This window comes from uncultured Gemella sp. (genome assembly GCF_963525165.1).
In the GTDB taxonomy this organism is placed as follows: Bacteria; Bacillota; Bacilli; order Staphylococcales; family Gemellaceae; genus Gemella.
Genome location: NZ_CAURJN010000060.1, coordinates 1 through 4,408 on the forward strand (window position 1 = coordinate 1; position 4,408 = coordinate 4,408).

The window sequence follows — 4,408 nt, forward strand, 5'->3', positions numbered from 1 at the left end:
GACACCTTCTTTAAACTTTCACCTTTGGTGTATAGGTAGTGAGACACCTTCTTTATATTCTCAGTATAACAATTAATCTTTCAACTGTCAATAAAATTAACTAATTATAAATAAATTGGAAATTTTTTATTTAAATATGACTCATTTTATTTAACCTACAGTTTACTAAATAATTTCACTTCTGGATATTTATCACTAAACCAATTCATAGCGAAGTCATTTTCGAATAAAAATACGTAGTTATCGTATAAGTCTTTAACTAAGATACTTCTTGAACTCGACATATTTTCATTAATTGAATCTTCATTTTCAATCCAACGCGTAGTTTTTTGTCCGATACGTTCCATTACTACTTCAGTATTATATTCATTTTTCATACGATGTTCAAACACTTCAAATTGCAGTTGACCTACTGCTCCTAAAATAATTTGATTCGTATGTAATGTCTTATAATATTGAATAGCTCCTTCTTGAACAAGTTGCTCAACACCTTTGTGGAAGTGTTTTTGTTTCAGTACATTTTTAGCAGAAACTTTTACAAATATTTCAGGAGTGAATGAAGGTAGTGCTTCAAATTCTACTTTTTTATTTTGATAAAGTGTATCACCGATTTGATAGTTTCCACTATCGTAAAGACCGATAATATCCCCCGCATATGCTACATCTACAGTAGCTTTATCATCTGCCATAAAGTTAGTTGAACGTGAAATTTTTAATTTTTTACCTGTTCTTGCTAAGTTTACATCCATACCACGGTTGAATTCACCTGAACACACACGTAAAAATGCGATTCTGTCACGGTGTTTAGGATCCATATTAGCTTGGATTTTGAAGATAAATCCTGAGAAGTCATCACCTGTTGGTTGGATATCTTCTTCATTAACTCCACGACGACCTTTTGGTATTGGTGCATTATCTACGTAGTAGTTTAAGAAACTTTCTACTCCAAATGATGATAATGCAGAACCGAAGAATACCGGTGTTTGTTCCCCTTTTAATTGTTTATCATAGTCGTAGTCAACACCTGCTTCTGTTATTAAAATCATGTCCTCTACACATTTTTGATACATAGTATCTTGAGCAAGTGGATTATCATCTACGATATTATACTCTTCATCTAATTCTACGAAATTACTGTCTTCTTTAAATGGTTCGATAAAATGATTTTTTCTATCCATTATACCGAAGAAGTTTTGCCCCATACCTACAGGTAGGTTCATCGGATATGTTTCTATTTCTAATTTTTCTTCAATTTCCTCTAATAACTCTAGTGGATCTTTAATCTCACGGTCAACTTTATTGATAAAGGTAAAGATTGGAATACCACGCATACGACATACTTTGAATAGTTTTAATGTTTGCGCCTCAATCCCTTTCGCTCCATCAATTACCATTACAGCACTATCTACTGCCATAAGCGTACGATATGTATCCTCTGAGAAATCTTCATGCCCTGGTGTATCTAGGATGTTAATAATTTTGTTATCATAATCAAGTTGCATTACTGATGACGTTACAGAGATACCACGTTGTTTCTCAATATCCATCCAGTCACTTTTTGCATACTTTCCTGTTTTCTTGCCTTTTACTGTTCCTGCTTCACGAATTGCTCCACCGAATAATAGTAATTTCTCCGTTAATGTCGTTTTACCAGCATCGGGGTGAGAGATAATCGCAAATGTTCTTCTTTTTTCTACTTGTTCTCTAATTTTTTCTACCACGTTATTTTCCTTTCAATTTTTTATTTAATATTAAATTTCTTTTTCGCTTCTTCTACTGCAACGATTGGATCTGAGTGCCAAACTTTTTTACCACCTTGAAGAATTTCATAATCTTCTCGCCCTTTTGAAGCTAATATTACAACATCTCCCGGTTCTGCTAACTCAATTATACGTTTAACAGCATCAGTTCTAAACCATACTTTTTCATAATTTTTATGAGTCATACCTTTTTCAATTGACCCCATAAGTACTTCCACATCTTCATCACGAGGGCTATCAGTTGTAATAACAACATAATCTGCTTCTGAGATAATTTCACCAATTAATGGTCCTTTAGAAATATCACGTCCACCACCCATTCCAGTTACAAGAAGAGTTCGTTTCCCTTTTCTCATCTCACGAGTTGCTTCTAATAATTTTTCATATCCGTCTGGAGTATGTGCAAAGTCACTTATAATATCAATCGGCAAGTCATCTCCTATGATTTCCATTCGACCGTACAGTGCTCCAAGTTTAGGTAAAATATCAACTAGCTGTTCAACACTATAACCTTTTATCCACACAGCAATAAGAGCTGCAAGGACATTACTTACCATAAAGTCTCCGATATAATTAGTAGTACATTCAAATGTTCCTTCAGGAGAGTTTAGTGTAAAACTTGTTTTATAAATTTTATCCTCTTTATATTGTTTTATATTATAAGCATAAAAATCTGCTGTTTCATCAACTATCGAGTAATTTATTTCTTGTTGATATAAGCATTTTGAAATGATTTTATAGTAACTATCGTCTTTATTCAAGACACCATATTTTGCTTCTGATAAATTATTTCCTAATGTTGAAAATAATAAACTCTTATCATAGGCATATGTCTGCATATCTCCATGAAAATCTAAGTGTTCATGTGTTAGGTTCGTGAATATAGCAACATCGATATCTACGTTATAAATACGACCTAATGCCATCGCATGTGATGATGCTTCGAAAGCTAAGTTTTTTATATTATCTCGACGTAATTCACCTATCTGATTATGTAATGTTACTACATCAGGAGTAGTGTTACCGAAGTAAACAGGTTCTGCATCATTTTTTCCAAAACCATTCGTTCCTATATAGGCACTACTCTCTCCTAAAGTTCTCAACATATTGTGTACCAATGTTGAGATACTTGTTTTACCATTTGTTCCAGTTACAGCTACAGTATGTACATCAGAACCTTCGTTAATTTTCTTAGCAATCATACTAGCAATTTTTTCAATTTCATGCTCTTTAATAACAATCACAGCACAGTTTTCTACATTATAAGCTTCATAACGGCTCGCAATTACTAATGCTGCCCCTTGTTCAATTACCTTTTCTATATAATTATGACCATCTACCGTATATCCTTTTATAGCGACAAATACGTCTCCTTCACCTACTTTTCTAGAATCTTGAGAAATATTGTTTACACTTTCTGGTAAATTTCCATAAATAGTTTTTACTTTTATATTATCAATAATATCTAATATATTCATACTATCTACCTTTTTCTTATTTTCTAACTACTAAATTATACCACGCATACTAGTAATACTCAACCAACAACGGTAATTATTTTATTTTCACTAATAATTATTGATAATCTATTTTAGTTCTTGTATAACGAATTTTTGTCGACGTTTGACATTATATTTCAGTTATGTTGATAATTAATAAAAACTAGTGTAATATATATAAGAAATTATTATAAAAAAAACTAAAAGGAGCTACAATGGAACACGAAATTATTTCAGAAATTTTGACTCATATAGCTAATAACAATATTAATAAAATAACTTTTTCTAATATTCGCAATAAAGAATTAGAACTGGATAAAGTTATCGGAAAATTAGTTAGTATTAAAGAGAATATTAATCTGCAACTAGAATATAGATATAAAAGAATAATAAAACACACAAATATAGTTACTACAGATTCTTTAAATATTAAGAATTCAATCAAAGAACTTTTTGAATTAGCAAAAGATATTAATGTTGTTACCATAGATGAAAACATCAATATTAAAGTATCAAAAAAATTCAAAATAAGTATAAATAGAAAGAAAACAGCTACTAAATCTATTTCATTTGAACATAATAAGAAAAAAGACTATTTTTTAGATGAGAAACAAAAATATCCATTTTTAATTGAACTAGGCATTCAAAATAAGGACGGTAAGGTTGTTAAAAGTAAATACAATAAATTTAAGCAAATAAACAAATATCTTGAATTTATAAAACAAGCTACAACACAATTAAATTCTGATAAACAGATTACAATTCTCGATTTTGGTAGTGGTAAGAGTTACCTAACATTTTCTACATATTATTATTTAACTAAAGTTCTTAATATGAATGTGAAAATTATTGGGATTGATCTGAAAAAAGAAGTTATTGAGCATTGTAATAATATAGCTGAAAAACTTAATTTTTCTAATCTTAGCTTTGTTTATGGAGATGTTATCGACTACGAAAATAAAGATGAAATAGATATGATTATAAGTCTTCATGCATGTAATACTGCGACTGACATAGCTATCCTAAAAGCTCTTGGTTGGAAGGCAAAAGTATTCTTCGCAGTGCCTTGTTGTCAAAAAGAAATTAACAGTCAACTTAATGACGAATTTCTTCCGTTTATGTTAAAACATGGAATAGTAAAAGAAAAAT

3 protein-coding genes are annotated in these 4,408 nt (G+C 30.5%); 1 reads left to right on the plus strand and 2 read right to left on the minus strand.

Annotation, left to right across the window (positions count from 1 at the left end; all coding sequences use genetic code 11):
- Positions 1-155: 155 nt before the first annotated feature.
- The gene (locus RWQ74_RS08560; RefSeq protein WP_399540774.1) at positions 156-1,709 is read right to left on the minus strand and encodes a peptide chain release factor 3; all 1,554 of its coding nucleotides are present in this window, start codon (positions 1,707-1,709) and stop codon (positions 156-158) included.
- A 32-nt stretch (positions 1,710-1,741) separates the two neighbouring features.
- Complete coding sequence (locus RWQ74_RS08565; protein ID WP_314397882.1) at positions 1,742-3,238, minus strand: UDP-N-acetylmuramoyl-L-alanyl-D-glutamate--2,6-diaminopimelate ligase; 1,497 nt, start codon at positions 3,236-3,238, stop codon at positions 1,742-1,744.
- 236 nt (positions 3,239-3,474) lie between these two features.
- Between RWQ74_RS08565 and RWQ74_RS08570 the strand changes: the two genes are divergently transcribed.
- The coding region (locus RWQ74_RS08570) for an SAM-dependent methyltransferase (protein WP_314397884.1) at positions 3,475-4,408 on the plus strand (934 nt) is incomplete at its 3' end.